This is a genomic window from Escherichia sp. E4702, from assembly GCF_963883545.1.
In the GTDB taxonomy this organism is placed as follows: domain Bacteria; phylum Pseudomonadota; class Gammaproteobacteria; order Enterobacterales; family Enterobacteriaceae; genus Escherichia.
This window is the reverse complement of sequence record NZ_CAWORF010000023.1, coordinates 25,214-49,312: the sequence shown is the minus strand read 5'-3', so window position 1 is coordinate 49,312 and position 24,099 is coordinate 25,214. Positions and strand designations below refer to the sequence as shown.

Below are 24,099 nucleotides of genomic sequence, written 5' to 3'. Positions count from 1 at the left end.
TTCAAGCCATGTGTTTTTGTATTTGTAAATTATCATTAATTTGGCAAGCAACCAGCATTACTATATCCGCAAGTGACTGTTACGGAAATGCTCATTAATTAATTTCCACATTTTCGCTCTCAGATTCAGGTTCTGACTGTATAGCAGTAAAAAATGAAATTTGTTATTGGCGGCTTCAGCCCATTTTTTTACCCGTTGAGGATGGTAATAACAAGCACTATCGTGAATAGGGTCATCTGCGGTGGCCTGATGCAGACTTAGCGCCTCAGTAATCATGACGGAGTTCCAGTCTTCAGAAACCATAAAAAAGGCTTTAATTCGATTACAAATCCGCGTGTTACGACGGGTATCCTGAAGGTGTTCAGACTCTGTTTTTTGTTGTGCGGTGATGAAGGTTTTCATGTTGTGCAGCATGGTTCTCAGGCATAACAAGAACAAGTATCTTCAATGATCCCGATTATAGAGGCAAAATATGTGATTGAACTCAAAAAATGAAAATTTTAATAAAACTAATTTTTTTTAAATTGGGCCTGTTGTAACACGTTAAGGTTTAAATAATAGCCATGTTGCATTTTCCAAAATCAAATATGGGAAAGAAATGGAGCATGGGATTTGTTTTTTTGAGTCAGTTTTGACTCATTTGCCCTGTATTGTAACTTAAACTCTCTTGCTTCACTATCTTCAAAACTCACTAAGCAAAGGCTTTTTAAATACTCTTCAGAGAGTAGTAATGAGCATTGCTATGAATATTATTATTTGATTAAACAACACTATGAACTGGAAGGTGATATATGCTTTCTTTATTGAAACCTAAAGTGGCAACACATAAGGTTCCTGAAAGTGAAGTGAAAAGTACCTATAATCGTTACCGTATGCAGGCGTTATTCAGCGTATTTATCGGTTATCTTTCGTATTACATTGTCAGGAATAACTTTGTTCTCTCTACACCGTATTTAAAACAAGAGCTTAATCTTTCTGCGACGCAAATAGGGCTGTTAAGCAGTTGTATGCTGATCGCCTACGGTATTAGTAAAGGGATAATGAGCAGTCTGGCGGATAAAGCTAATCCCAAAGTATATATGGCAGTGGGTTTAATACTTTGTGCTCTCGTTAACGTGGCACTTGGTTTTAGTTTCGCATTCTGGATGTTTGCAGGACTTGTCATTCTGAATGGTTTCTTTCAGGGAATGGGTGTTGGCCCGTCATTTATTACGATCGCTAACTGGTTTCCTCGTAAAGAACGGGGCATCGTCGGTGCGGTCTGGAATATTTCGCACAACGTGGGTGGCGGTATTGTTGCTCCGATTGTTGGCGGTGCATTTGCTGTGCTGGGGACTGAACACTGGAAAATAGCAACATATGTTATTCCAGCGATTGTCTCTGTTGTCATTGCTATCGTGGTACTGATGTCAGGTAAAGGTTCACCGGTAAGTGAAGGTTTGCCGCCATTAAACGAAATCGTTCCGGACGACGTCAGCATTAAAGCAAAAGATGATCGTGCGCCGGAAGATATGACTGCCTGGCAAATTTTTTGTACCTATGTGCTTAAAAATAAGAATGCCTGGTTTGTCTCTTTCGTTGATGTTTTTGTCTATATGGTGCGTTTCGGAATTATCAGCTGGTTACCTATTTATCTGTTAAGCGTGAAGCATTTTACGAAGACCGAAATGAGTACGGCATTTTTAATCTTCGAATGGGCGGCTATTCCAACGACATTATTTGCTGGCTGGTTGAGTGATAAATTATTTCATGGTCGCCGTATGCCGCCAGCGATTATCAGTATGGTATTGATTTTCTTCTGCCTGTTGGGCTACTGGAAAAGCGATTCTCTACTCTCTATTACTATTTTCGCTGCTTGCGTGGGCTGCCTTATCTATGTTCCGCAGTTCCTGGCCTCTGTTCAGACCATGGAAATTGTTCCCAGTTTTGCCGTGGGCTCCGCTGTCGGTTTGCGTGGTTTCATGAGCTATATTCTTGGAGCGACGCTTGGTACAAGCCTGTTTGGTATTATGGTCGATGAGGTTGGTTGGGATGGTGGTTTTTATCTTCTGCTTGCTGGTGTTATCTGTTGCATCATTTTCTGTACGTTAACGCACTTTGGTGCGATCGCTATGGAAAAACAACGTCAAAATGATGCTGAGACGTATCAACCAGAGCTTCAGACCCAAAAAAGCTAAGTTTTAGGGCCAGCCACGATGTGATTGGCCCACTCGCTTACTTTCATCACCGATGCTTTTTGTTGCGTATCACCAGCATACCGGTGTGGCTGTAATCGGAATGAGTTGCCAGTTGGATCGCTTTACTTTGCGATGAGCGAGAGATCTGAAAGATGATGTCGCCGGTTTGTGGTTGCCAGGCAAAGGCAGGTACAGAAACCAGCAGGCTGAGGATCAGCAGCCTGTTTTTCATAGTTAAACGTCCATGTATAAAAAGCGGTGGGTCGCAGACAACGTGCTCGTTGTTTATGCCGGATGCGGCGTGAACGCCTTATCTGGCCTACAAGTTCGTGCAAATTCAATAAATTGCAATATGACGTAGGCCTGATAAGCGTAGCGCATCAGGCGATTCCACTCCGCGCCGCTCTTTTCCGCATTAGTATTCCCACGTCTCCGGGTTAATCCCCATCTCACGCATGATCTCTTTTGCCGCTTCCGGAATTTCGTCGCTGCGCTCTTTACGCAGGTCGGCATCATCCGGCAGAGGTTGCCCGGTAAAGGCATGCAGAAACGCTTCGCACAGCAGTTCGCTGTTGGTAGCGTGACGCAGGTTGTTCACCTGACGACGCGTGCGTTCATCGGTGAGGATTTTTAACACCTTAAGAGGAATGGAAACCGTAATCTTTTTGACTTGTTCACTCTTCTTGCCGTGCTCAGCGTATGGGCTGATATATTCGCCGCTCCATTCAGCCATGAGATACTTAATCCTCTTCGTCAATAAATTGAAACCAGACCACACAATTAATGTGGGTAATGGCCATAAACCCGCATAGTTTACCGTACAGGCGCTACCGTGACATCGTGTAATGCACCTGTCGGCGTGATAATGCATGTAATTTTAACGGTTATTGGGGAATTGCTCAATCTATACGCAAAGAAGTTTAGATGTCCAGATGTATTGACGTCCATTAACACAATGTTTACTCTGGTGGCTGACATTTCACCGACAAAGCCCAGGGAACTTCATCACATGACGCGTAAACAGGCCACCATCGCAGTGCGTAGCGGGTTAAATGACGACGAACAGTATGGTTGCGTTGTCCCACCGATCCATCTTTCCAGCACCTATAACTTTACCGGATTTAACGAACCGCGCGCGCATGATTACTCGCGTCGCGGCAACCCAACGCGCGATGTGGTTCAGCGGGCGCTGGCAGAACTGGAAGGTGGTGCTGGCGCGGTGCTTACTAATACTGGCATGTCCGCGATCCACCTGGTGACTACCGTCTTTTTGAAACCCGGCGATCTGCTGGTTGCGCCGCACGACTGCTACGGCGGCAGCTATCGCCTGTTCGACAGCCTGGCGAAACGCGGTTGCTATCGCGTGTTGTTTGTTGATCAAGGCGATGAGCAGGCATTGCGGGCGGCACTGGCAGAAAAACCTAAACTGGTGCTGGTAGAAAGCCCAAGTAATCCATTGTTACGCGTCGTGGATATTGCGAAAATCTGCCATCTGGCAAGGGAAGTCGGGGCGGTGAGCGTGGTGGATAACACCTTCTTAAGCCCGGCATTGCAAAATCCGCTGGCATTGGGTGCCGATCTGGTGTTGCATTCATGTACGAAATATCTGAACGGTCACTCAGATGTGGTGGCTGGCGTGGTGATTGCTAAAGACCCGGACGTTGTCACCGAACTGGCCTGGTGGGCAAACAATATTGGCGTGACGGGCGGCGCGTTTGACAGCTATCTGCTACTGCGCGGGTTGCGAACGCTGGTGCCGCGTATGGAGCTGGCCCAGCGCAACGCGCAGGCGATTGTGAAATATCTGCAAACCCAGCCGTTGGTGAAAAAACTGTATCACCCGTCGCTGCCGGAAAATCAGGGGCATGAAATTGCCGCGCGCCAGCAAAAAGGCTTTGGCGCAATGTTGAGTTTTGAACTGGATGGCGATGAGCAGACGCTGCGTCGTTTCCTGGGCGGGCTGTCGTTGTTTACGCTGGCGGAATCATTAGGGGGAGTGGAAAGTTTAATCTCTCACGCCGCAACCATGACACATGCAGGCATGGCGCCAGAAGCGCGTGCTGCCGCCGGGATCTCCGAGACGCTGCTGCGTATCTCCACCGGTATTGAAGATGGCGAAGATTTAATTGCCGACCTGGAAAATGGCTTCCGGGCTGCAAACAAGGGGTAAAAATGAGTGTGATTGCGCAGGCAGGGGCGAAAGGTCGTCAACTGCATAAATTTGGTGGCAGTAGTCTGGCTGATGTGAAGTGTTATTTGCGTGTCGCGGGCATTATGGCGGAGTACTCTCAGCCTGACGATATGATGGTGGTTTCCGCCGCCGGTAGCACCACTAACCAGTTGATTAACTGGTTGAAACTAAGCCAGACCGATCGTCTCTCTGCGCATCAGGTTCAACAAACGCTGCGTCGCTATCAGTGCGATCTGATTAGCGGCTTGTTACCCGCCGAAGAAGCCGATAGCCTCATTAGCGCTTTTGTCAGCGATCTGGAACGCCTGGCGGCGTTGCTCGACAGCGGTATCACCGATGCGGTGTATGCAGAAGTGGTGGGCCACGGGGAAGTGTGGTCGGCGCGCCTGATGTCTGCGGTGCTTAATCAACAAGGGCTGCCTGCGGCCTGGCTTGATGCCCGCGAGTTTTTACGCGCTGAACGCGCCGCGCAGCCGCAGGTTGATGAAGGGCTTTCTTACCCGCTGCTGCAACAGCTACTGGTACAACATCCGGGCAAACGTCTGGTGGTGACCGGGTTTATCAGCCGTAACAACGCCGGTGAAACGGTGCTGCTGGGGCGTAACGGTTCCGACTATTCCGCGACACAAATCGGTGCGCTGGCGGGCGTTTCTCGCGTAACCATCTGGAGCGACGTCGCCGGGGTATACAGTGCCGACCCGCGTAAAGTGAAAGATGCCTGCCTGCTGCCGTTGCTGCGTCTGGATGAAGCCAGCGAACTGGCGCGTCTGGCGGCTCCCGTTCTTCATGCCCGTACTTTACAGCCTGTATCCGGTAGTGAAATCGACCTGCAACTGCGCTGTAGCTACACGCCGGATCAAGGCTCCACGCGCATTGAACGCGTGCTGGCTTCCGGTACTGGCGCGCGTATTGTCACCAGCCACGATGATGTCTGTTTAATTGAGTTTCAGGTGCCTACCAGTCAGGATTTCAAACTGGCGCATAAAGAGATCGACCAAATCCTGAAACGCGCGCAAGTGCGTCCACTGGCGGTTGGCGTGCATAACGATCGCCAGTTGCTGCAATTTTGCTACACCTCAGAAGTCGCTGACAGTGCACTGAAAATCCTCGACGAAGCGGGATTACCTGGTGAACTGCGCCTGCGTCAGGGGCTGGCGCTGGTGGCGATGGTCGGGGCAGGCGTCACCCGTAACCCGCTGCATTGCCACCGCTTCTGGCAGCAGCTGAAAGGCCAGCCGGTCGAATTTACCTGGCAGTCCGATGACGGCATCAGCCTGGTAGCAGTACTGCGCACCGGACCGACCGAAAGCCTGATTCAGGGCCTGCATCAGTCCGTCTTCCGCGCAGAAAAACGCATCGGCCTGGTCTTGTTCGGCAAGGGCAATATCGGTTCCCGCTGGCTGGAACTGTTCGCCCGTGAGCAGAGTACGCTCTCGGCACGTACCGGCTTTGAATTTGTGCTGGCAGGTGTGGTGGACAGCCGCCGCAGCCTGTTGAGCTACGAAGGCCTGGACGCCAGCCGCGCGTTAGCCTTCTTCAACGACGAAGCCGTCGAGCAGGATGAAGAGTCGCTGTTCCTGTGGATGTGCGCCCATCCGTATGATGATTTAGTGGTGCTGGACGTTACCGCCAGCCAGCAGCTGGCCGATCAATATCTCGATTTCGCCAGCCACGGTTTCCACGTCATCAGTGCCAACAAACTGGCGGGAGCAAGCGACAGCAACAAATATCGCCAGATCCACGACGCCTTCGAAAAAACCGGGCGTCACTGGCTATACAACGCCACCGTTGGTGCGGGCTTGCCGATCAACCATACCGTGCGCGATCTGATCGACAGCGGCGATACCATTTTGTCGATCAGCGGGATCTTCTCCGGCACGCTCTCCTGGCTGTTCCTGCAATTCGACGGTAGCGTGCCATTTACCGAGCTGGTGGATCAGGCCTGGCAGCAGGGCTTAACCGAACCTGACCCGCGTGACGATCTCTCTGGCAAAGACGTGATGCGCAAGCTGGTGATTCTGGCGCGTGAAGCGGGTTACAACATTGAACCGGACCAGGTACGCGTGGAGTCGCTGGTGCCTGCCCATTGCGAAGGCGGCAGCATCGACCATTTCTTTGAAAATGGCGATGAACTTAACGAGCAGATGGTGCAACGGCTGGAAGCGGCCCGCGAAATGGGGCTGGTGCTGCGCTACGTGGCGCGTTTCGATGCCAATGGCAAAGCGCGTGTGGGCGTGGAAGCGGTGCGGGAAGATCATCCACTGGCTTCTTTGCTGCCGTGCGATAACGTCTTTGCCATCGAAAGCCGCTGGTATCGCGATAATCCGCTGGTGATCCGCGGACCAGGCGCAGGGCGTGATGTCACCGCCGGGGCGATTCAGTCGGATATCAACCGTCTGGCGCAGTTGTTGTAATCCTGAGCCAGAGAAAGCAGTATTTGCGTAACGCGCCCTGCGGAAAGCGGGGTGCTGTGAGTAAATACTGCTTGTTTATGTAGCCAGTGGATAAATTCTCTGCTGGTTGCCAAAGAGAGCATTTCAGCTTTGCTACTCTTTCCGCCCGTTAATGCACATACCATTTTACGATTTTTTCCCTGCTCCCAGAGTTGCCACTGATTTTTCCACCAGCCGTGATAAGTTGTTCCCTGAAAACGCCAGGGCATATTATTGGTACAGTCAGTTATTTCCTCTTCAATGAACCAAATTTCACCTTGCTGTAGGCGAAACAGATCAGCCCAGACCGTAATAATTGCGCCTCTTAAAAAACACTCGTGTGAAATAACATGAGTTTTAACTGTCGGGAATAAAATATTCAGTACTCTGAAATGCCCGTGTGCAGTGATAACCGGACGCAGAATAGCGCCTTTGGCATTGCGCTTGAGCGCTGCGCTGCCATACTGAATTTCATCAAACTGACTGCGGCGTAGAAATTGTGCTTCGCGCATATCAACGCGGTGTACGATATTGCTATCGTATAGCTCTGATTCTGCTTTTCCTTTAAATCGGTAATGCAGGCTTTCTCCCGCTTGATGCTGCGTGTAATTAGTAGAGAGATGAAGAATATTTCCGTGAATAGCATCGAAACTCATTAAAACATACAGTTTCTGCCCGCCGCTGGCTCCCTGAAATGGCACCAGAAGAGCAACCGTTTCGATTATTTCTGGAGACGTTATTTCTTTCTGATATTGTTTGGGCGTCCAGACCTTTTTGCAGTTACGGCATTGAATGCGTTGCGAACCTCGTGGATTGTGACCATAACAAATCGTCTCTGTGCCATAACATACCGGGCAGAAATGGCCCTTTTCAGAGGCCCACGTAGATAAGTGAACTGACAACCAGTCACGAAATTGTTGTTCGTCAAACAACGGTGGGTAGCTTCCACATGCCCGGCAGTGCAATGCTGCATAACCCAGTCGATAGTCAGGCCAGCTGTAATCTGTCGATGTTGACCGTCCTAAATTACGGCAACCAAACGACTTGCAGGCATTAATCGTAAACAGAGTCGACATATATCACCAACGATTTCACAAGGTCGTTGATTTTGTCCGGCAACGCTCCCTTGTGGATGTGATTACTCTCACATAAATAACTCTTTCAGAACGTAATGTAGCAATCCTTTAAATCACTGAAAGGGACTATTTATGAAAATTAAAATACTTGCTGCGGGTATCGCATTAACACTGCCGTTCTGGGCTTGCGCCAAAGATGTCACTATCATTTATACCAACGATCTCCATGCACATGTAGAGCCTTATAAAGTGCCGTGGATTGCTGACGGTAAACGAGATATTGGCGGCTGGGCAAATATCACTACGCTGGTTAAACAAGAAAAAGCAAAAAATAAAGCGACATGGTTTTTTGATGCGGGTGACTATTTTACCGGGCCCTATATCAGCAGCCTGACCAAAGGCAAAGCTATTATCGATATTATGAATACCATGCCGTTTGATGTCGCCACAATAGGCAACCATGAATTTGACCACGGCTGGGACAACACATTATTACAGTTGAGTCAGGCAAAATTCCCTATTGTGCAGGGCAATATTTTTTATCAGAACAGCAGTAAATCATTCTGGGATAAGCCCTATACCATCATCGAAAAAGACGGCGTGAAAATTGGCGTTATAGGTTTGCACGGTGTATTTGCCTTTAATGACACGGTATCCGCTGCCACGCGAGTGGGTATTGAGGCGCGCGATGAAATTAAATGGCTACAACGTTATATCGATGAACTCAAAGGCAAGGTTGATTTGACCGTCGCCCTGATCCACGAAGGTGTTCCGGCCCGCCAGTCCAGTATGGGAGGCACGGATGTGCGTCGCGCGTTGGATAAAGATATTCAGACGGCAAGTCAGGTGAAAGGGCTGGATATTTTGATCACCGGACATGCGCATGTGGGTACACCGGAACCGATTAAAGTCGGCAATACGCTGATCCTCTCGACGGACAGCGGCGGGATTGATGTGGGTAAACTGGTTCTCGACTACAAAGAGAAGCCGCATAAATTTACGGTGAAAAGCTTCGAGCTTAAAACCATTTACGCCGACGAGTGGAAGCCCGATCCACAAACGAAACAGGTGATTGACGGCTGGAATAAAAAGCTTGATGAAGTGGTGCAACAAACGGTGGCGCAATCGCCGGTTGAATTAAAACGTGCCTATGGTGAATCGGCATCCCTCGGGAACCTGGCGGCTGACGCTTTACTGGTAGCGGCGGGTAAAAACACCCAATTGGCTTTAACCAACTCTGGCGGTATTCGCAATGAGATCCCCGCAGGGGCGATTACGATGGGCGGTGTCATCAGTACCTTCCCGTTCCCCAACGAACTGGTGACGATGGATCTCACGGGTAAACAATTACGCAGTTTGATGGAACACGGCGCAAGTTTAAGTAATGGCGTTTTACAGGTATCGAAAGGCCTGGAAATGAAGTACGACAGCAGTAAGCCGGTTGGTCAGCGGGTTATCTCACTGACTCTGAATGGCAAACCGATTGAAGATGCGACGGTTTACCCTATTGCTACTCAAAGTTTCCTTGCTGATGGTGGAGATGGTTTCACCGCCTTTACCGAAGGGAAAGCGCGTAACACAACGGGCGGTTATTACGTTTATCACGCCGTGGTTGATTACTTCAAAGCGGGCAATACCATCACGGATGAACAGCTCAACGGTATGCGAGTGAAAGATATCAAGTAAACATACGCATTGAGTTGGTTTACACCTTATTGCCGGATGATGATATCGACGTATATCTCATTCGGCATTTGTATTACGCCGATTCCCGCACCACCAGTTGCCCGGAAAGCGCAATTCTTTGGGTTTGCAAATCCGGGTCTTTTAATTTGCGAATCATCAGGGTCGCTGCCTGGCGTCCGGTTTCTTCACTGGCGGAAGATACATAGGTGAAAACAGGAGAGGTCAGGTTGATATGCAGCATATCTTCAAAACCAATTAGCGCTACCTGCTGGGTCAGAAAGACGTCTTTCCCGACGGTGCGCCCCACCTGATGTATGCCGTTGATGCCGCCAATCATAGCGTCGGGCGAATGGCAGAGCAGGGCGGTAATGGCGTTGTTATTTTCCAGCAGCTGGCGCGTTGCCATGCTGGCAGCCCAGGTGTCACCGTCACAGGCTGGCGTGAACTCGTCACGACCAGCAATGCCAAATTTTGCCAGGGTCTGGCGAAAACCAACCAGTCGCTGCTGACGAATAAGATCACTTTCTCTGCCACCGAGATAGGCAATGTAACGATGGCCGCGCTCAATTAAATAACGTGTGGCAAGACTTGCTGCCTGCTGGTTGTCACGCAACACCAGGTTGCACTCATCTTTGATAGGCGTTTGTGACGCGACAACAAGGGGAAGCGAACACTGGCGGATTAGTGTGGGGAGGGTTTCACGATGCGCATCGGAAGCCAGATAAATCACTCCGGCAACACCTTGTTGCTTGAAGGAAAGTAAACAACGTTCAAGATGTTCATGTTCGTTCTGTGGTTGCCCAAGGAATACCATATAGCCCCTGGCTTCCAGTTCCTGAACAATACTGGCCATCACTTTGATGGAAAAGCTATCGCTAAAATCACGTAAAATCAGTCCGATAATATTTGACGTGTGGGAACGTAAATTGGCGGCGGCAACATTATGCACGTAGCCCAGTTCGTCAATAGCAGCATGAACTTTCCCGATGGTCGCCTCTGAGATTTTCCCTTTCTGGCGCAGCACTAGCGACACGGTAGAGACGGAAACACCGGCTCTTTTGGCAACATCAATTATGCTGACTTTCTTCAAACTCACTCCCTGAACAACGTTGATTCTTTAAATAGCAAGAAGGTTCTGGTCAGGGACCAGAACCTCTGACATCGAGTAATCTTAAGGCTATTTACCGATCATCGTCGACATGGTTTGCGCGATAAATTGCGCTCGCGCGCCAAAAATGACCTGAATGCCGTTATTGCCGACAAAAACCACGCCACGGGCGCCAATATTATTCAGACCATCCTGATCCACCGCTTCTTTATCAGAGACTTCCAGACGTAAACGCGTGATGCAGGAGCCTACCGATTTAATGTTTTGTTGACCGCCAAGCAGCGTGATGATTTCTGTTGCCAGTTCGTCATCGGTTTTATCATTAGCGCTAACCGTAGTTTCGGTGCGACCAGGCGTTTTTACATCAAAACGACGAATAACAAAGCGGAAGGTGAAGTAGTAGATCACCGCCATTGGCACGCCGACGATAATGGCGCTCAGGAAGTTGGTTTTGTAGCCGTTAAAGGATGGCAGGATGCCAAACGAAATATAATCGATAAGCCCTGCCGAGAAGGATTTTGCAATGTGGGCATGGAGCAGATACATCGCCATATAGGAGAGGCCAGCCATTATCGCGTTGAATACGTACAGTACCGGTGCCACGAAAATAAAGGTAAATTCAACGGGTTCTGTAATACCTGTCAGGAAACAGGTTAATGCGGCAGAGAACAGAATACCGGCGGCAATTTTCTTATTCTTTGTGTGCGCTTCATGGTACATCGCCAGGCACGCCGCAGGCAGGGCAAACAGCATCAGGGGGAATTCGCCTTGCATAAATTTACCGGCGTCATGATAACTGTCGCTGCTAAATGATTTCACCCCTTCTTCCAACATCTTGAACCAAATCGTCTGATCGCCGTGAATCATTTGCCCGGCATGGGTAGTGTAATCCCCAAAAGAATACCAAAACGACGGATACCAGATGTGGTGCAGGCCAAGCGGAATGAGCGCCCGTTCAGTTACACCAAAAATAAAGGTCGATGCCGCCTGGTTGTTACCATTAACGATAACCGATAATGCATCGATTCCTGACTGAATGTGTTGCCAGACATAGGGCAGTAACAGACCAAGAATGAAGGAGAGAAAAGCCGTCGCGATAGCGACAAAGCGTTTTCCAGAGAAAAAACCAAGGAATTCTGGCAATTGCATGGTATGAAAACGGTTGTAACACCACGCTGCCAGAATCCCGCATATCAGGCCGCCAAAAACGCCCATTTGCAATGTGGGGATACCCACCACCATCGCGTATTTGCCGCCTTGCCCGGCCATTTCTGGCGTGATGCTAAGTACGGTGCTGATGGTGATATTGGTGACAAAAACGGAAACGGCTGCGGATAACGCCGCAATTCCCGATTCAGAAGCCAGCCCTACGGCGGAACCGATAGCAAAAAGCATCGGCAAGTTATCAAAAATAATGCCGCCTGCATTCATCATCAACGGCAAATGGAATTTATCTCCGAACGCCAGTAACAGCCCAGCGGCAGGCAGAAGCGAAATTGGCAGCATTAGGGCGCGACCAATCATCGACAATTTAGAAAGTGACTTCACGAAACTCGACATCAGATTCATGCTGATTTCCCCCGAATAGCGCATAAATCTGCGCGAATTAGTCTTTTTTTGTATAAGTAGAACGTTCTAGTAGAACGTTCTACTTATCGTGGGGGATGCATAATTGCTCTGCAACATAATTTTGGAGAAATTGTTAATAGTTTGAAGTAGTTCAAATAATAAACATGCAGTATTGAATGCAAATTATGGTATCTATTTGTTTTATTTAAATAAGTGTCCAGCTAACACTGACGAGCATATTAATTAACTCTTATTTAAATAAATTTGAAGCCGATGGCTTATCCGTTTATTCATTACTTCGCGCGCGATAATGCGAGAGAACCCATCTACTCCCACATTCAAATGAAGAAAATTCATCTTCACTGATTATTCCTCACCATCATCGGGTATTTTTCGGTTGACGCCCCTCGGCTTTTCCTTCATCTTTACATCTGGACGTCTAAATGGATAGATGTTCACAACACAACATATAACGACAAGCGATTGATGAGGTAAGGTATGAGCTTTTTTCACGCCAGCCAGCGGGATGCCCTGAATCAGAGCCTGGCCGAAGTCCAGGGGCAGATTAATGTTTCGTTCGAATTTTTCCCGCCGCGTACCAGTGAAATGGAGCAGACCCTGTGGAACTCCATCGATCGTCTTAGCAGCCTGAAACCGAAATTTGTTTCAGTGACCTATGGCGCAAACTCCGGCGAGCGCGACCGTACGCACAGCATCATTAAAGGCATTAAAGACCGTACGGGTCTGGAGGCTGCACCGCATCTCACCTGCATTGATGCGACGCCTGACGAGCTGCGGACCATCGCCCGCGACTACTGGAATAACGGTATTCGCCATATCGTGGCGCTGCGTGGCGACCTGCCGCCGGGAAGCGGTAAGCCGGAAATGTATGCCTCTGACCTGGTGACGCTATTAAAAGACGTCGCGGATTTCGATATCTCCGTGGCGGCGTATCCGGAGGTTCACCCGGAAGCAAAAAGCGCCCAGGCGGATTTGCTTAACCTGAAACGCAAAGTGGACGCCGGCGCCAATCGCGCGATTACCCAATTCTTCTTTGATGTCGAAAGCTACCTGCGTTTTCGCGATCGTTGTGTTTCGGCGGGTATCGATGTGGAAATTATTCCTGGCATTTTGCCCGTCTCTAACTTTAAACAGGCGAAGAAATTTGCTGACATGACCAACGTACGCATTCCGGCGTGGATGGCGCAAATGTTTGATGGTCTGGATGATGACGCCGAAACCCGCAAGCTGGTGGGTGCGAATATTGCGATGGATATGGTGAAGATTTTAAGCCGTGAAGGGGTGAAAGATTTCCACTTCTATACGCTTAACCGCGCTGAAATGAGTTACGCGATTTGCCATACGCTGGGTGTTCGACCTGGTTTATAAGTGCTTTGGTTTCTGTAAAAATCACACGGTGATCACAAAATTAAAACAAAGCACAAAATGCCTCCTCGAAGCGAGGGGGCAGACAAGTAAAACTATTGACTCGCTTTTTCTCCTTCATTCCTTAAAAGAACAGAGAGAAAACAGGGATAAAACCCTTTTTTATAAGGTATTTGTCCGTAATCGGACATAATCAAAAAGGCTTATTTAAGATCAATTTGATCTACATCTCTTTAACTAATGATATGTAAGATCCCAACTATCGCATCCGTGGATTAATTCAATTATAACTTCTCTCTAACGCTGTGTATCGTAAGGGTAACACTGTAGAGGGAGTATATTGATGAGCACGTCAGACGATATCCATAACACAACAGCAGCCGGAAAATGCCCGTTCCATCATGGCGGTCATGACCAGAGCGCCGGTGCGGGAACAACCACTCATGACTGGTGGCCAAAACAACTCCGTGTTGACCTGTTAAACCAACATTCTAACCGTTCTAACCCACTGGGTGAGGACTTCGACTACCGCAAAGAATTTAGCAAGCTAGATTACTACGGCCTGAAAAAAGATCTGAAAGATCTGCTGACAGAGTCTCAACCGTGGTGGCCAGCAGACTGGGGCAGCTACGCTGGTCTGTTTATTCGTATGGCCTGGCACGGCGCGGGGACTTACCGTTCAATCGATGGTCGCGGCGGCGCGGGTCGTGGTCAGCAACGTTTTGCACCGCTCAACTCCTGGCCGGATAACGTCAGCCTGGATAAAGCGCGTCGTCTGTTGTGGCCAATCAAACAAAAATATGGTCAGAAAATCTCCTGGGCCGACCTGTTTATCCTCGCGGGTAACGTGGCGCTGGAAAACTCCGGTTTCCGTACCTTCGGTTTTGGTGCCGGTCGTGAAGACGTCTGGGAACCGGATCTCGACGTAAACTGGGGTGATGAAAAAACCTGGCTTGCCCACCGTAACCCGGAAGAACTGGCAAAACGCCCATTAGCAGCAACCGAAATGGGGCTGATTTACGTTAACCCGGAAGGACCAAATGCCAGTGGCGAACCGCTTTCTGCGGCTGCAGCTATTCGCGCGACATTTGGCAATATGGGGATGAACGACGAAGAAACCGTTGCGCTGATCGCGGGTGGTCATACGTTAGGTAAAACTCACGGCGCAGGCCCGGCAACGCACGTAGGTCCTGATCCAGAAGCGGCCCCGATCGAAAACCAGGGCTTAGGCTGGAAAAGTGATTTTGGTTCCGGTGTCGGTGCCGATGCCATTACGTCAGGTCTGGAAGTGGTCTGGACCCAGACGCCGACCCAGTGGAGCAACTATTTCTTCGAAAACCTGTTCAAGTATGAGTGGGTACAGACTCGTAGCCCGGCAGGCGCCATCCAGTTTGAAGCCGTAGATGCACCGGAAATTATCCCGGATCCGTTCGATCCGTCGAAGAAACGTAAGCCGACGATGTTGGTCACTGACCTGACGCTGCGTTTTGATCCAGAGTTTGAGAAGATTTCACGTCGCTTCCTTGACGATCCGCAAGCGTTCAACGAAGCCTTTGCCCGTGCGTGGTTCAAACTGACGCACAGGGATATGGGGCCGAAATCTCGTTACATCGGACCGGAAGTGCCGAAAGAAGATCTGATCTGGCAAGATCCGCTGCCACATGCGTTCTTCAACCCGAGCGAGGAAGATATCCTTAACCTGAAGACGGCGATTGCTGAGTCTGGTCTCTCTGTGAGCGAGCTGGTTTCTGTTGCCTGGGCTTCTGCCTCCACCTTCCGCGGTGGGGATAAACGTGGCGGTGCCAACGGTGCGCGTCTGGCATTAGCTCCGCAGCGCGACTGGGAGGTTAATGCCGCAGCAGCACGCGCATTGCCGGTGCTGGAGGGGATCTATAAATCCTCACACACGGCTTCACTCGCTGACATTATTGTTCTCGCCGGTGTTGTTGGTGTCGAAAAAGCGGCGAGTGCTGCGGGTATCAGCATCAGTGTTCCGTTCACACCAGGTCGCGTAGATGCACGTCAGGATCAGACGGATATCGAGATGTTCGAGCTGCTCAAACCTGTTGCTGATGGTTTCCGTAACTATCGCGCTGCGTCGGGCGAGGCTACCACTGAATCACTGCTGATCGATAAAGCGCAGCAACTGACGCTGACTGCACCAGAAATGACTGTGCTGGTGGGCGGGATGCGTGTGCTGGGCGCCAACTTCGATGGCAGCAAAAACGGTGTCTTCACTGACCGTGTGGGCGTATTGAGCAATGACTTCTTTGTGAACTTGCTGGATATGCGCTACAAGTGGAAAGCGACCGACGAATCGAAAGAGCTGTTCGAAGGCCGTGATCGTGAAACGGGTGAAGTGAAATACACCGCCAGCCGTGCGGACCTGGTATTTGGTTCTAACTCCGTTCTGCGTGCACTGGCAGAAGTTTACGCCAGCAGCGATGCCCACGAGAAATTTGTAAAAGACTTCGTGGCAGCATGGGTGAAAGTGATGAACCTCGACCGTTTCGACCTGCTGTAATCTGACCTTCTTCAGCGACTGCCTTTCAGGCAGTCGCTGAAGTTTCTTTACCGGCGTATAGTGTCCACAGGAAAACTACACACTGGATCTCTCATGTCTGCCGCAGGAAAGAGCAACCCACTGGCAATCAGTGGCCTGGTTGCGCTCACACTTATCTGGAGTTATAGCTGGATTTTCATGAAGCAAGTCACCAGCTACATCGGTGCCTTCGACTTCACCGCCTTACGCTGCATTTTCGGCGCTCTCGTTTTATTCATCGTTCTTTTGTTACGTGGTCGCGGAATGCGCCCGACGCCGTTTAAATACACCTTAGCCATTGCCCTGTTACAAACCTGCGGGATGGTTGGCCTGGCACAGTGGGCGCTGGTCAGCGGTGGAGCGGGGAAAGTGGCGATCCTGAGCTATACCATGCCGTTCTGGGTGGTGATTTTCGCCGCGTTGTTTCTCGGTGAACGCCTGCGACGTGGGCAATATTTCGCGATTATGATTGCCGCTTTCGGCTTATTTTTGGTGTTGCAGCCGTGGCAACTCGATTTCTCTTCGATGAAAAGTGCCATGTTGGCAATCCTCTCCGGTGTTAGTTGGGGGGCGAGCGCGATTGTTGCTAAACGTCTGTATGCCCGTCATCCGCGCGTGGATTTATTGTCGTTAACATCCTGGCAGATGCTGTATGCGGCGCTGGTGATGAGTGTGGTCGCTTTACTGGTGCCGCAACGTGAAATTGACTGGCAACCCACCGTGTTCTGGGCGCTGGCCTACAGTGCGATTCTGGCGACGGCGCTGGCGTGGAGCTTATGGTTGTTTGTATTGAAAAACTTGCCTGCCAGTATTGCCAGCTTAAGCACACTGGCCGTTCCCGTTTGCGGCGTACTCTTTTCCTGGTGGCTGCTCGGTGAGAATCCTGGCGCGGTTGAGGGTAGCGGTATTGTGCTGATTGTGCTGGCACTGGCGCTGGTGAGCCGTAAGAAAAAAGAAGCTGTCAGTGTAAAAAGGATCTGAATTTTTTCTTCATGTGGGGCGATCTCTTATTTAATAAAATACCGATAATGCCCCACCATTCGCCAGCTAAACAGCACGTCTTCTTCCTGCGCGCCTGCGCCAATGTTATGTATCACCAGCGGCGTACCGTCGCGGGCGAAGCCATCTGACACCACCCCAATATGTGCCAGCCCGTTGTCCAGTCGCCAGGAGACAATATCACCCGCTTGATAGTCACCGGCGTTTTTGCTGGTGGGGCGTGTTTTATCGTGGCGGGTAAACCAGGTTTCCAGATTAGGCACCCGACGGTGATCGATGTTGCTGTCCGGGCGCTTTAACTGCCACTTTTGCGGATAATCGGCAAAATTCTTCGCCATATCTTCGTGCACCAGTTTCTGCAAATCGACCTTCTGGCTGCGCAAGGCGCGGATCACCACATCGGAACATACCCCGCGTTCTTGCGGGACATCACCGCCAGGATAGGTAAGCTGCACATACGCCGGATCGTAAAATAGCGTGCTGCCGATTTGCTGTCTGGCACTGTCTGCGATGGCAAGGTTGGTGTTGGCCTGGATTTGTACCACGGTTGGTGGAACGGCGGGAGATTTTAAGGAGTGGCTGGTAAATGCTGTTAGCAGGCTGACCAGCGCCAGTGAAGCTTTCATCTGTTTCATCCGTGAAAATAAGAGTCACAGATTCGACTTTCCGGGCTAACGATTGTTCTGTGGAGAAAATGTCCAGAAGCGGATGAAAAACTCCCAATCAACGTGGGAGTTTCAGATTACTGGCACAGAGTGCCGGATGCGGCGTGAACGCCTTATTCGGCCTACAAAAGCACGCAAATTCAATATATTGCAGAGATTACGTAGGCCTGATAAGCGTAGCGCATCAGGCAATTTTGCGTTCAAACTCCCGGACAAGCCGGGAGTTTGGAGTAGGTTATTCCCACTCTTGCAGGAAACGTTGACCGTACTGGTCGGCTACCAGCAGTGCGGCGTAAACCTGATCTGGCGTCGCGCCGCCAGGCATGTTGTGAATGGTTTCACCTTCTGCACATGCCGCTTCTGCCACAATTCGCATTTTCGCCGGGACATCTTCTTTAATATCCAGTTGAGCGAGAGTTATTGGCAAACCTACCGCATGGCTAAGTGCAGCTACGGTTTCGATTTCCTCAACCGGCGCGTTTTCCAGAACCAGCTGCGTCAGCGTACCGAATGCCACTTTTTCACCGTGATAATAGTGATGCGCATCCGGGATAGCGGTCAGGCCGTTATGCACCGCATGAGCCGCCGCCAGACCACCGCTTTCAAAACCAACGCCGCTCAAATAGGTGTTCGCTTCAATCACGCGCTCCAGCGCCGGAGTCACTACATGCTGTTCGGCGGCAAGCATCGCTTTTTCGCCTTCTTCCAGCAGGGTGTTGTAGCACAGTTCAGCCAGCGCCAGCGCCGCCTGAGTACACTTACCGCCCGCCATCGTGGTTGCGCCGCTACGAGAGCAGGCACGCGCTTCAAACCAGGTCGCCAGCGCATCACCGATACCCGCTGCTAACAGACGCGCAGGTGCGCCCGCGACGATTTTAGTATCGACAATGACCATATTCGGGTTATTTGGCAGCAGCAGATAGCGGTCAAACTCACCATCATCGGTGTAGATAACAGACAATGCGCTGCACGGTGCGTCGGTAGAGGCGATAGTCGGTGCGATCGCTACCGGAACACCCATGAAATGTGCCAGCGCTTTGGCAGTATCGAGGGTTTTTCCGCCACCGATACCGAGAATTGCGCCACACTGCGCAGTCTCCGCGATGCCACGCAGACGGTCGATCTCATTTTGCGAACATTCACCGCCAAACGGCGCAATTTCTACTACCAGCCCGGCATCTTTAAAGCTTTGCTCGACGGTTGCCTGAGCAAAACCTAATACAAATTTATCGCCAACAACCAACCAACGTTCTGCCAGCGGCTTCAGGTATTCGCCCAGGCGATTAATGACATCAGCGCCCTGGATGTATTTACCCGGTGATTGAATAATGCGGTCCATAATTGCTCCTTTAGAGATGAGTAGTGCCAAATGCGGCATTCCAGTCGTGTTCGAACTTCTCTATAGCTGACTCTACCGCAGGGGTGTTGAGCATTTGTTGCGCTACATCTAAGGGCAGTGTGATGGATTCACATCCTGCCAACAAACAATCCAGCGCCTGACGTGGTGTTTTAAAGCTGGCAGCCAGCACCATGCTTTCTGGCGCGTGCATTTCTAACAGCGCTTGCAGCTCCTGAACCGTACGAATGCCGTCTCCGCCCTGGGCGTCTACGCGGTTAACATACGGAGCAACGTATTTTGCCCCTGCCAGCGCGGCCAGCAATCCTTGCGCGGCGCTGTACACTGCGGTGCCAAGTGTAGTAATACCCTCTTTTTTCAGCATCTTAATGGCAGCCAGACCTTCGGAAGTCACCGGGATTTTCACCACGATGCCCGGAATGGCGTCGCGCAGGCGCTTCGCTTCTTCCACCATCCCCAGCGCGTCGCGGCTCATGGTCTGAGCAAACAGAATGCCTTCATCACCAATCGCTTTTTGCAAACGCGGCAGCACTTCCCAGATGGACTCCTTGCTGGCAGCGATAATGCTCGGGTTAGTTGTTACCCCGGCAATGGGGAATATGCGTGCCAGACGTTCGACTTCTGCGACGTTAGCGGTGTCCAGATACAGTTCCATGATGTTTCCTTTTACAGTTCCAGTTCATGTTGCAGCAGGCTGGCGATAGCGTCGGCAGAGGCGGCGTTAACCAGCGCGTTACGGAATTCTTCGTGCATGATGCGACGAGCGAGGCGCGAGAAAATGCGCATATGCTGATCGCCCGCAGCGTGTTTGTTCAGGGTTAACATAATGATGAATTGCGCTTCATCATCGCCCCAGCGCACCGGTGCTTGCAGACGCGCCACGCTGATGGTGGATTGCTCAATGTGTTCTGATTTGCAGTGTGGAATGGCAAAACTAAAGCCCAGACCGGTAGAGAAAACGGCCTCGCGCGCCCACAAGTCGGCTTCCAGTTTACGCGGATAGCGGCAGCGGCCAGCCAGCAGCAGGTTATCGGTCATGCCTTTGAGCACTTCTTCTTTGCTGCGCCAGTCGCTTTCCAGCGTGATGCATTCGGCGGTGACCAGCGGTGCGTCCTGTTGCGTCATACGGAATTGCGCCAGCAGGTGTTCCACTTCCAGCGAAGTTCGGCAGGCCATTGCCTGGTTGAGCAACTGGCGGCATTCGCGGCTATCAAGCTGCGCCATTCGCGCTTTCGCTGCCGGAATTGACGGGGCGCTCATGCTGAGTTCATCCAGACCTAAACCAATCAGCAACGGCAGCACGGAACCTTTCGCCCCCAGTTCACCGCACAAACCAATCCATTTGCCCTGGCGATGCACTGCTTGTACAGCGTAATCGAGCGCCCGTAAGAATGCCGGATTCAGGCTGTTGTAGTGACGAGTAACCTTAGCGTTATCGCGATCCACCGCCAGAAGATATTGCGTCAGGTCATTACTGCCGATACTAAAGAAATCAATCTCTTCGCAGCATTGATCGATGATGAACATCACCGACGGCACTTCCAGCATAATGCCGAGCTGGATCTTCTCATCAAACGGAATGTGTTCGTTACGTAGCTGCTGTTTGGCTTCTGCCAGTTTTTCTTTCACCCATAAGATCTCTTCCATTGAGGAGATCATCGGGATCATGATTTTCAGGCTGCCGTGAGCAGAGGCGCGCAGGATCGAGCGTAGTTGTGTGGTGAACAGCGAGGCGTATTCTTCATAAATACGCACCGCGCGATAACCGAGGAACGGGTTAGCTTCTGCGGGAATGTTCAGATAATCAACGGGTTTGTCACCGCCAATATCCATAGTGCGCACAATAATGCTGCGCCCGTTGGCGGACTCCAGCGCCTGACAAAAAATGTTGTACAGCTCGCTTTCGCCCGGTGCGCTGGTGCGATCCATATAGAGCATTTCAGTACGGAACAAACCAACGCCTTCCGCGCCATTGCCAAATGCGGCCTGCGCTTCCACGGAGTGGGCGATGTTCGCCGCGACTTCGATACGGATACCGTCAGCGGTACGTGCTTGCTGGGTCAGCCAGACATGCTGTTGCTCACGCAGAGCGTCCTGTACGCGGGCTTCTTGCTGATAATAACGGGCTACGGCTTCCCCTGGCTCAACCACAATTGCCCCGGCGTTGCCGTCGATATAAATCGTTTGATGCTGCCATGGAGTAAGGGCATCAATATCCACACCAACCAGCGTCGGAATGTTGAACGAACGAGCAAGAATTACCGTATGTGACGTAGTGCCGCCGCTTTTCAGTAACAAACCTTTGAGGTGATTTTTATCCAGTTCGAGGAACTGGCTGGGGGTCAGTTCATCAGCCATACAAATGGCGGGCTGCGTCAGCTTGCCCGGTGCCGGGAAGCGTTGTTCACCGTAGATTTGCTGAAGCAGCTGGAAGCAGACGTCGCGTACGTCCAGCGCACGTTCTTGCAGGTAGCTACTGCTGGAACGGGCGAACTCTTCGCAAAAGTGATTCGCACTGGCGACAATCGCTTCGGCGCAGCTTAATCCGGCACTGACGCCTGCCAGTAAATGTTCGCGCAGGGAAGTATCGCCAGCCAGTGATCGGTGCGCTTCCAGAATCGCGCTGGTGGCACCGTCGCTATCCAGCAGACGAAACTCAATGTTTTTCATCACCAGCGTCAGGCCGTTTTCCAGTGCGGATTGCTCGGCGTCGACGTCTTTGGCAGCGGGAAGATTACCCAGCGCGTTGAGATCTAAAGAAGATATTGGCGTCAGAATGCCGCCTGCGCTACCGCTACATACGGTGCGGGCGCGAATAATGCGCGGATTCAAATTAGTGAGTGAAACCGGCAGCGGCTCCAGCTCGTCAGATTTAACTTCTGCCAGCGGCGCGTCGCAGTGGGGGAATTCATCACGTAACCACTGGCTCAAGCGCTGGTGTGCTGCTTGTTCGTCAGCCCCGGAAATCAGTAACTGGCAGTTATCGCCCACCAGTGTATCGGTGCCAATCAGCGCCAGGGCGCTTTTGGCGTTGCCTTTACGGTCAGTACGCAGGTTATGCCACTCAATTTGAGATGAAAAAGTATTACACAGCGTTTCAACGTGGCTTGCCGGACGCGCATGTACGCCGTTAGGCAGCTCACAAATAAATTCCACAATCAGGGCCATTGCCTCTCTCCCGGTACGGTTTTCTGTTTACAGGATAAGAGCGCATGGCAACGACCTGCCATGTGACAAATCTGCCAAAAGCTGGACAAATGTAATGTAACCGCCAATTTGCGACGCGTCTCACAAGACGCGCCATTCCGCCATGATTCCGAGTTAACGCAAGTTATGAGGCGGATCGCATTTTTGTACTGACATTACAAAAGTCCAGTAAATGGCCTTTTTATCCACTGTTTGACCTGCTTGCGATTGCCTATTGTTTCTCCCATCAAAAAATATGGACATAGGCTTGGGTAAGCCTGGGAGCGACTTATGAATGAGTTGGTACAGATCCTGAAAAACACTCGTCAGCACTTAATGACGGGCGTTTCACACATGATTCCCTTCGTGGTATCGGGCGGTATTTTGCTGGCGGTTTCCGTCATGTTGTATGGCAAAGGTGCAGTGCCGGATGCCGTAGCCGATCCGAATCTGAAAAAACTGTTTGATATCGGTGTTGCGGGTTTAACGCTGATGGTGCCTTTCCTCGCCGCTTACATCGGTTATTCCATTGCAGAACGTTCTGCGCTGGCCCCGTGCGCTATCGGTGCCTGGGTTGGCAACAGCTTTGGCGCGGGCTTCTTTGGTGCGCTGATCGCCGGGATTATCGGCGGCATTGTGGTGCATTACCTGAAGAAAATTCCGGTGCATAAAGTTCTGCGCTCGGTGATGCCAATCTTCATCATTCCAATCGTCGGCACACTGATTACCGCTGGCGTCATGATGTGGGGGCTGGGGGAACCTGTCGGTGCGTTAACCAACAGCCTGACTCAGTGGCTTCAGGGGATGCAGCAAGGCAGCGTGGTGATGCTGGCGGTGATCATGGGGCTGATGCTGGCGTTCGATATGGGCGGCCCGGTTAACAAAGTGGCCTATGCGTTCATGCTGATTTGCGTTGCTCAGGGTGTTTATACCGTGGTGGCAATTGCTGCCGTGGGGATCTGTGTTCCGCCGCTGGGCATGGGGCTGGCAACGCTGATTGGTCGTAAAAATTTCTCCGCAGAAGAGCGCGAAACCGGTAAAGCGGCGCTGGTAATGGGCTGTGTTGGCGTCACTGAAGGGGCGATTCCTTTCGCTGCCGCCGATCCGTTGCGTGTCATTCCTTCCATTATGGTGGGGACTGTCTGTGGCACGGTGACCGCTGCAATGGTAGGTGCGCAGTGCTATGCAGGCTGGGGTGGTCTGATTGTGCTGCCGGTGGTTGAAGGCAAGTTGGGTTACATCGCGGCAGTGGCTGTTGGGGCTGTAGCAACGGCTATCTGCGTTAACGTGCTGAAAAGTCTGGCGCGTAAAAATGGGTCTTCGACTGATGAGAAGGAAGACGACCTGGATCTGGATTTTGAAATTAATTAATTGAGGAACGAGCCATGACGAAAATTATTGCAGTAACCGCATGTCCTTCAGGTGTTGCCCATACCTATATGGCGGCAGAGGCGCTGGAAAGTGCCGCGAAAGCGAAAGGCTGGGAAGTAAAAGTAGAAACTCAGGGTTCGATTGGTCTGGAAAATGAACTGACTGCGGAAGACGTGGCGAGCGCCGATATGGTGATTCTGACCAAAGATATCGGCATCAAATTTGAAGAGCGTTTTGCAGGCAAGACCATCGTGCGCGTCAATATCAGCGACGCGGTTAAACGCGCTGACGCCATTATGAGCAAAATTGAAGCTCATCTGACACAAACCGCTTAAGTTCTTATCCCGCCCGTAA

At 51.0% G+C, this 24,099-nt stretch carries 18 protein-coding genes and 1 pseudogene; 9 read left to right on the top strand and 10 right to left on the bottom strand.

Features of this window, described 5'->3' with window-relative positions:
* Window positions 1-60: 60 nt before the first annotated feature.
* The gene (locus tag AACU94_RS15670) at window positions 61-414 is read right to left on the bottom strand and encodes a hypothetical protein (protein WP_167856171.1); all 354 of its coding nucleotides are present in this window, start codon (window positions 412-414) and stop codon (window positions 61-63) included.
* Between the two features lie 377 nt (window positions 415-791).
* Here AACU94_RS15670 and pgtP point away from each other — a divergent pair, with 377 nt between their 5' ends.
* Window positions 792-2,177 (top strand): phosphoglycerate transporter PgtP, encoded by a 1,386-nt coding sequence (gene pgtP / locus AACU94_RS15665; RefSeq protein WP_130206592.1) that lies wholly within the window; start codon window positions 792-794, stop codon window positions 2,175-2,177.
* Between the two features lie 55 nt (window positions 2,178-2,232).
* Here the strand turns inward: pgtP and AACU94_RS15660 are convergent.
* Both AACU94_RS15660 and metJ read right to left on the bottom strand, forming a co-directional pair.
* Window positions 2,233-2,409: pseudogene (locus tag AACU94_RS15660) on the bottom strand (YiiX/YebB-like N1pC/P60 family cysteine hydrolase); the annotation flags it as partial.
* Window positions 2,410-2,592: 183 nt separating this feature from the next.
* Entirely contained in the window at window positions 2,593-2,910 is a 318-nt protein-coding gene (gene metJ, locus AACU94_RS15655) for a met regulon transcriptional regulator MetJ (RefSeq protein ID WP_000852812.1), read from the bottom strand.
* A 276-nt stretch (window positions 2,911-3,186) separates the two neighbouring features.
* On the opposite strand from metJ, the gene metB reads away from it, so the two are divergent.
* A complete protein-coding gene (gene metB / locus AACU94_RS15650) occupies window positions 3,187-4,347 on the top strand; it encodes a cystathionine gamma-synthase (RefSeq protein ID WP_001295694.1) in 1,161 nt (386 codons plus the stop codon).
* Window positions 4,348-4,349: 2 nt separating this feature from the next.
* Entirely contained in the window at window positions 4,350-6,782 is a 2,433-nt protein-coding gene (metL, locus tag AACU94_RS15645) for a bifunctional aspartate kinase/homoserine dehydrogenase II (protein ID WP_135488456.1), read from the top strand.
* Here the strand turns inward: metL and AACU94_RS15640 are convergent.
* Window positions 6,746-7,876, bottom strand: a complete 1,131-nt coding sequence (locus AACU94_RS15640; protein ID WP_135488455.1) for a cytoplasmic protein — start codon at window positions 7,874-7,876, stop codon at window positions 6,746-6,748. The two genes, metL and AACU94_RS15640, sit on opposite strands and share 37 nt — an antisense overlap.
* A gap of 132 nt (window positions 7,877-8,008) precedes the next feature.
* Here AACU94_RS15640 and AACU94_RS15635 point away from each other — a divergent pair, with 132 nt between their 5' ends.
* Window positions 8,009-9,562 carry a bifunctional metallophosphatase/5'-nucleotidase gene (locus AACU94_RS15635; RefSeq protein WP_130215284.1) on the top strand — a complete coding sequence of 518 codons (1,554 nt, stop codon included), beginning with the start codon at window positions 8,009-8,011 and terminating at the stop codon, window positions 9,560-9,562.
* A gap of 73 nt (window positions 9,563-9,635) precedes the next feature.
* Here the strand turns inward: AACU94_RS15635 and malI are convergent, their stop codons facing one another.
* Together malI and AACU94_RS15625 are read right to left on the bottom strand one after the other, a co-directional pair.
* A complete protein-coding gene (gene malI / locus AACU94_RS15630) occupies window positions 9,636-10,652 on the bottom strand; it encodes a Mal regulon transcriptional regulator MalI (protein WP_130215286.1) in 1,017 nt (338 codons plus the stop codon).
* A gap of 87 nt (window positions 10,653-10,739) precedes the next feature.
* On the bottom strand, window positions 10,740-12,239 hold the full coding sequence (locus AACU94_RS15625; RefSeq protein ID WP_135488454.1) for a PTS transporter subunit EIIC: 1,500 nt from the start codon (window positions 12,237-12,239) through the stop codon (window positions 10,740-10,742).
* Window positions 12,240-12,737: 498 nt separating this feature from the next.
* On the opposite strand from AACU94_RS15625, the gene metF reads away from it, so the two are divergent.
* From metF to yijE, 3 genes are all read left to right on the top strand, one after another.
* A complete protein-coding gene (metF, locus tag AACU94_RS15620) occupies window positions 12,738-13,628 on the top strand; it encodes a methylenetetrahydrofolate reductase (RefSeq protein ID WP_130206580.1) in 891 nt (296 codons plus the stop codon).
* Between the two features lie 340 nt (window positions 13,629-13,968).
* Complete coding sequence (gene katG / locus AACU94_RS15615) at window positions 13,969-16,149, top strand: catalase/peroxidase HPI (protein ID WP_135488453.1); 2,181 nt, start codon at window positions 13,969-13,971, stop codon at window positions 16,147-16,149.
* Between the two features lie 93 nt (window positions 16,150-16,242).
* Entirely contained in the window at window positions 16,243-17,148 is a 906-nt protein-coding gene (gene yijE, locus AACU94_RS15610; RefSeq protein WP_135488452.1) for a cystine transporter YijE, read from the top strand.
* Between the two features lie 26 nt (window positions 17,149-17,174).
* On the opposite strand, the gene AACU94_RS15605 is transcribed toward yijE, so the two are convergent.
* The 4 genes from AACU94_RS15605 to ptsP all read right to left on the bottom strand — a co-directional run bounded on the left by AACU94_RS15605 (window position 17,175) and on the right by ptsP (window position 22,356).
* Window positions 17,175-17,792 carry a DUF1287 domain-containing protein gene (locus AACU94_RS15605; RefSeq protein ID WP_135488451.1) on the bottom strand — a complete coding sequence of 206 codons (618 nt, stop codon included), beginning with the start codon at window positions 17,790-17,792 and terminating at the stop codon, window positions 17,175-17,177.
* A 274-nt stretch (window positions 17,793-18,066) separates the two neighbouring features.
* The gene (gldA, locus tag AACU94_RS15600) at window positions 18,067-19,170 is read right to left on the bottom strand and encodes a bifunctional L-1,2-propanediol dehydrogenase/glycerol dehydrogenase (RefSeq protein WP_130206574.1); all 1,104 of its coding nucleotides are present in this window, start codon (window positions 19,168-19,170) and stop codon (window positions 18,067-18,069) included.
* Between the two features lie 10 nt (window positions 19,171-19,180).
* The gene (gene fsa / locus AACU94_RS15595; protein WP_135488450.1) at window positions 19,181-19,843 is read right to left on the bottom strand and encodes a fructose-6-phosphate aldolase; all 663 of its coding nucleotides are present in this window, start codon (window positions 19,841-19,843) and stop codon (window positions 19,181-19,183) included.
* Between the two features lie 11 nt (window positions 19,844-19,854).
* On the bottom strand, window positions 19,855-22,356 hold the full coding sequence (gene ptsP, locus AACU94_RS15590) for a phosphoenolpyruvate--protein phosphotransferase (RefSeq protein ID WP_135488449.1): 2,502 nt from the start codon (window positions 22,354-22,356) through the stop codon (window positions 19,855-19,857).
* 309 nt (window positions 22,357-22,665) lie between these two features.
* Here ptsP and AACU94_RS15585 point away from each other — a divergent pair, with 309 nt between their 5' ends.
* A complete protein-coding gene (locus AACU94_RS15585) occupies window positions 22,666-23,745 on the top strand; it encodes a PTS fructose transporter subunit EIIC (RefSeq protein WP_130215303.1) in 1,080 nt (359 codons plus the stop codon).
* 14 nt (window positions 23,746-23,759) lie between these two features.
* Entirely contained in the window at window positions 23,760-24,080 is a 321-nt protein-coding gene (locus tag AACU94_RS15580) for a PTS fructose-like transporter subunit IIB (RefSeq protein ID WP_130215305.1), read from the top strand.
* Window positions 24,081-24,099 lie beyond the last annotated feature (19 nt).